The organism is Pseudomonas sp. PME37.24/006 (assembly GCF_055556635.1).
In genome coordinates this window covers 1-5798 of record NZ_JBVHNL010000009.1, presented here as the reverse complement: position 1 = coordinate 5798, position 5798 = coordinate 1, and the positions used below count along the sequence as shown (strand labels likewise).

Below are 5798 nucleotides of genomic sequence, written 5' to 3'. Positions count from 1 at the left end.
CTGCGCCGCAAAGACGAAACCCCAGACCTCTGTCGAGATCTGGGGTTTCTAGTAGAAGCTTGACGATGACCTACTCTCACATGGGGAAACCCCACACTACCATCGGCGATGCATCGTTTCACTACTGAGTTCGGGATGGGATCAGGTGGTTCCAATGCTCTATGGTCGTCAAGCAATCCGGTTGGGGAGTCGATGTTTAGGTCGCTTCCCCGAATTGGGTATGTGATATCAGTTGGTGTTGCGTGTTCTTTTACAAATTTTCGGCATTACTGTCGACTTCTACCGTCTAACAGCCAAATTGTTTGGGTGTTATATGGTCAAGCCTCACGGGCAATTAGTACTGGTTAGCTCAACGCCTCACAACGCTTACACACCCAGCCTATCAACGTCGTAGTCTTCGACGGCCCTTTAGGGAACTCAAGGTTCCAGTGAGATCTCATCTTGAGGCAAGTTTCCCGCTTAGATGCTTTCAGCGGTTATCTTTCCCGAACATAGCTACCCGGCAATGCCACTGGCGTGACAACCGGAACACCAGAGGTTCGTCCACTCCGGTCCTCTCGTACTAGGAGCAGCCCCTCTCAAATCTCAAACGTCCACGGCAGATAGGGACCGAACTGTCTCACGACGTTCTAAACCCAGCTCGCGTACCACTTTAAATGGCGAACAGCCATACCCTTGGGACCGGCTTCAGCCCCAGGATGTGATGAGCCGACATCGAGGTGCCAAACACCGCCGTCGATATGAACTCTTGGGCGGTATCAGCCTGTTATCCCCGGAGTACCTTTTATCCGTTGAGCGATGGCCCTTCCATACAGAACCACCGGATCACTAAGACCTACTTTCGTACCTGCTCGACGTGTCTGTCTCGCAGTCAAGCGCGCTTTTGCCTTTATACTCTACGACCGATTTCCGACCGGTCTGAGCGCACCTTCGTACTCCTCCGTTACTCTTTAGGAGGAGACCGCCCCAGTCAAACTACCCACCATACACTGTCCTCGATCCGGATAACGGACCAGAGTTAGAACCTCAAGGTTGCCAGGGTGGTATTTCAAGGTTGGCTCCATGAGAACTGGCGTCCCCACTTCAAAGCCTCCCACCTATCCTACACAAGCAAGCTCAAAGTCCAGTGCAAAGCTATAGTAAAGGTTCACGGGGTCTTTCCGTCTAGCCGCGGATACACTGCATCTTCACAGCGATTTCAATTTCACTGAGTCTCGGGTGGAGACAGCGCCGCCATCGTTACGCCATTCGTGCAGGTCGGAACTTACCCGACAAGGAATTTCGCTACCTTAGGACCGTTATAGTTACGGCCGCCGTTTACCGGGGCTTCGATCAAGAGCTTCGCGTTAGCTAACCCCATCAATTAACCTTCCGGCACCGGGCAGGCGTCACACCCTATACGTCCACTTTCGTGTTTGCAGAGTGCTGTGTTTTTAATAAACAGTCGCAGCGGCCTGGTATCTTCGACCGGCATGTGCTTACGGGGTAAACCCTTCACACTCACCGGCGCACCTTCTCCCGAAGTTACGGTGCCATTTTGCCTAGTTCCTTCACCCGAGTTCTCTCAAGCGCCTTGGTATTCTCTACCTAACCACCTGTGTCGGTTTGGGGTACGGTTCCTAATTACCTGAAGCTTAGAAGCTTTTCCTGGAAGCATGGCATCAACCACTTCATCGTCCTAAAGGACAACTCGTCATCAGCTCTCGGCCTTGATCTCCCGGATTTACCTAAGAAATCAGCCTACCACCTTAAACACGGACAACCAACGCCGTGCTGGCCTAGCCTTCTCCGTCCCTCCATCGCAGTAATTAGAAGTACGGGAATATTAACCCGTTTCCCATCGACTACGCATTTCTGCCTCGCCTTAGGGGCCGACTCACCCTGCGTCGATTAACGTTGCGCAGGAAACCTTGGTCTTTCGGCGTGGGAGTTTTTCACTCCCATTGTCGTTACTCATGTCAGCATTCGCACTTCTGATACCTCCAGCAAGCTTCTCAACTCACCTTCACAGGCTTACAGAACGCTCCTCTACCGCTCATCCTAAGATGAACCCGTAGCTTCGGTGTATGGTTTGAGCCCCGTTACATCTTCCGCGCAGGCCGACTCGACTAGTGAGCTATTACGCTTTCTTTAAAGGGTGGCTGCTTCTAAGCCAACCTCCTAGCTGTCTAAGCCTTCCCACATCGTTTCCCACTTAACCATAACTTTGGGACCTTAGCTGACGGTCTGGGTTGTTTCCCTTTTCACGACGGACGTTAGCACCCGCCGTGTGTCTCCCGTGCTGACACTTGCTGGTATTCGGAGTTTGCATCGGTTTGGTAAGTCGGGATGACCCCCTAGCCGAAACAGTGCTCTACCCCCAGCAGTGATACACGAGGCGCTACCTAAATAGCTTTCGAGGAGAACCAGCTATCTCCGAGCTTGATTAGCCTTTCACTCCGATCCACAGGTCATCCGCTAACTTTTCAACGGTAGTCGGTTCGGTCCTCCAGTTAGTGTTACCCAACCTTCAACCTGCCCATGGATAGATCGCCCGGTTTCGGGTCTATACCCAGCGACTAAACGCCCTATTAAGACTCGCTTTCGCTACGCCTCCCCTATTCGGTTAAGCTCGCCACTGAATATAAGTCGCTGACCCATTATACAAAAGGTACGCAGTCACCCAACAAAGTAGGCTCCCACTGCTTGTACGCATACGGTTTCAGGATCTATTTCACTCCCCTCTCCGGGGTTCTTTTCGCCTTTCCCTCACGGTACTAGTTCACTATCGGTCAGTCAGTAGTATTTAGCCTTGGAGGATGGTCCCCCCATATTCAGACAAAGTTTCTCGTGCTCCGTCCTACTCGATTTCATTGAAAAGAGATTTTCGTGTACGGGGCTATCACCCACTACGGCGGAACTTTCCAGAACCTTCCACTAATCTCTAATCAACTTAAGGGCTAGTCCCCGTTCGCTCGCCACTACTAAGGGAATCTCGGTTGATTTCTTTTCCTCAGGGTACTTAGATGTTTCAGTTCCCCTGGTTCGCCTCATGCACCTATGTATTCAGTGCATGATACCCAGCTTATGCTAGGTGGGTTCCCCCATTCAGAGATCTCCGGATCAAAGTCTGTTTGCCGACTCCCCGGAGCTTATCGCAGGCTACAACGTCTTTCATCGCCTCTGACTGCCAAGGCATCCACCGTATGCGCTTCTTCACTTGACCATATAACCCCAAGCAATCTGGTTACTGTCTATAACGTGAAGACGACATTCGCCGAAAATTTGCACTTGAGAACAACGCAAATTTTACCTTGACCAAATTAATTACCAGTGAAAGTAATCAATCAGTCACTTCTATCACATACCCAAATTTTTAAAGAACGATTTTTCTGACTGGTCAAAGACCAGAAATCAACACTCATCTGCCTAAACAGGAATGCTCATTTCTGAACTCTATTCACATCAACGTCGAAGGCTGTAAATGGTGGAGCCAAGCGGGATCGAACCGCTGACCTCCTGCGTGCAAGGCAGGCGCTCTCCCAGCTGAGCTATGGCCCCAATACTTCCAAGGCCTGCACCCTCAACAATTGGTGGGTCTGGGCAGATTCGAACTGCCGACCTCACCCTTATCAGGGGTGCGCTCTAACCAACTGAGCTACAGACCCAATCGTCTTTCGCAATGAATCAAGCAATTCGTGTGGGTGCTTATGAATAAGCTGGGATCTTTCGATTAAGGAGGTGATCCAGCCGCAGGTTCCCCTACGGCTACCTTGTTACGACTTCACCCCAGTCATGAATCACACCGTGGTAACCGTCCCCCCGAAGGTTAGACTAGCTACTTCTGGTGCAACCCACTCCCATGGTGTGACGGGCGGTGTGTACAAGGCCCGGGAACGTATTCACCGTGACATTCTGATTCACGATTACTAGCGATTCCGACTTCACGCAGTCGAGTTGCAGACTGCGATCCGGACTACGATCGGTTTTATGGGATTAGCTCCACCTCGCGGCTTGGCAACCCTTTGTACCGACCATTGTAGCACGTGTGTAGCCCAGGCCGTAAGGGCCATGATGACTTGACGTCATCCCCACCTTCCTCCGGTTTGTCACCGGCAGTCTCCTTAGAGTTCCCACCATTACGTGCTGGTAACTAAGGACAAGGGTTGCGCTCGTTACGGGACTTAACCCAACATCTCACGACACGAGCTGACGACAGCCATGCAGCACCTGTGTCTGAGTTCCCGAAGGCACCAATCCATCTCTGGAAAGTTCTCAGCATGTCAAGGCCTGGTAAGGTTCTTCGCGTTGCTTCGAATTAAACCACATGCTCCACCGCTTGTGCGGGCCCCCGTCAATTCATTTGAGTTTTAACCTTGCGGCCGTACTCCCCAGGCGGTCAACTTAATGCGTTAGCTGCGCCACTAAGTCCTCAAGGAACCCAACGGCTAGTTGACATCGTTTACGGCGTGGACTACCAGGGTATCTAATCCTGTTTGCTCCCCACGCTTTCGCACCTCAGTGTCAGTATCAGTCCAGGTGGTCGCCTTCGCCACTGGTGTTCCTTCCTATATCTACGCATTTCACCGCTACACAGGAAATTCCACCACCCTCTACCGTACTCTAGCTTGCCAGTTTTGGATGCAGTTCCCAGGTTGAGCCCGGGGCTTTCACATCCAACTTAACAAACCACCTACGCGCGCTTTACGCCCAGTAATTCCGATTAACGCTTGCACCCTCTGTATTACCGCGGCTGCTGGCACAGAGTTAGCCGGTGCTTATTCTGTCGGTAACGTCAAAACAGCAAAGTATTAATTTACTGCCCTTCCTCCCAACTTAAAGTGCTTTACAATCCGAAGACCTTCTTCACACACGCGGCATGGCTGGATCAGGCTTTCGCCCATTGTCCAATATTCCCCACTGCTGCCTCCCGTAGGAGTCTGGACCGTGTCTCAGTTCCAGTGTGACTGATCATCCTCTCAGACCAGTTACGGATCGTCGCCTTGGTGAGCCTTTACCTCACCAACTAGCTAATCCGACCTAGGCTCATCTATTAGCGCAAGGCCCGAAGGTCCCCTGCTTTCTCCCGTAGGACGTATGCGGTATTAGCGTTCCTTTCGAAACGTTGTCCCCCACTAATAGGCAGATTCCTAGGCATTACTCACCCGTCCGCCGCTGAATCAGGGAGCAAGCTCCCGTCAACCGCTCGACTTGCATGTGTTAGGCCTGCCGCCAGCGTTCAATCTGAGCCATGATCAAACTCTTCAGTTCAATACTGCATGGGTTTTGAGAAACCCTAAACTTGGCTCAGCAATCGCAGACTCTTCATTTAAGAAGAAAAAACTCTCTATTACGAGTGTTTACCTGTGATGCTGATAATCTTGCGATCCTCAGTCTTAGCTCACAAGCACCCACACGAATTGCTTGATTCAATTGTTAAAGAACGTTTGGTTAAGTCTTTCGTCTCAACCGAGGCGCGCATCTTACAGCAGCCTCATTTCCTGTCAAGCTGTTTTTGAAGAACTTTTTCTTTCTTCTCAACACCTTGCAGCGCCCAACCAGATCATCTTCTCTCCAGCGGGAGGCGCATTCTACAGCGTTACAAACCGCTGTCAACACCCTCTTTACCGCCTTCGATCAAACCTGATCGAACCATCAACAGAGCCACTCAAACCACCCTGTCGATGCCGGCGCATTCTACTCGAATTCGCCGTCCGTGCAACCCTTATTTTCTTCTAACTTCCTGATTAACAAGGAGTTTTCAGATCAGGCTGCGCCGGAAGTGGTGCGCATTATAGGCAGCCAGAATCTCAGGTCAA

The 5798-nt window shown here is 51.3% G+C and carries 2 tRNA genes and 3 rRNA genes; all 5 read right to left on the bottom strand.

Annotation, left to right across the window (positions count from 1 at the left end):
- Positions 1–57 precede the first annotated feature (57 nt).
- The 5 genes from rrf to ACZ3GY_RS23575 all read right to left on the bottom strand — a co-directional run bounded on the left by rrf (position 58) and on the right by ACZ3GY_RS23575 (position 5250).
- Positions 58–173: ribosomal RNA gene (rrf, locus tag ACZ3GY_RS23595) — 5S ribosomal RNA — on the bottom strand.
- A gap of 140 nt (positions 174–313) precedes the next feature.
- A 23S ribosomal RNA gene (locus ACZ3GY_RS23590) occupies positions 314–3205 on the bottom strand.
- Positions 3206–3464: 259 nt separating this feature from the next.
- Positions 3465–3540: transfer RNA gene (locus ACZ3GY_RS23585), tRNA-Ala, on the bottom strand.
- A gap of 30 nt (positions 3541–3570) precedes the next feature.
- Positions 3571–3647 (bottom strand) — tRNA-Ile (locus ACZ3GY_RS23580).
- A gap of 66 nt (positions 3648–3713) precedes the next feature.
- Positions 3714–5250 (bottom strand): 16S ribosomal RNA (locus ACZ3GY_RS23575).
- Together the 16S, 23S and 5S rRNA genes with 2 tRNA genes alongside form the textbook arrangement of a ribosomal RNA operon.
- Between the last annotated feature and the right edge of the window lie 548 nt (positions 5251–5798).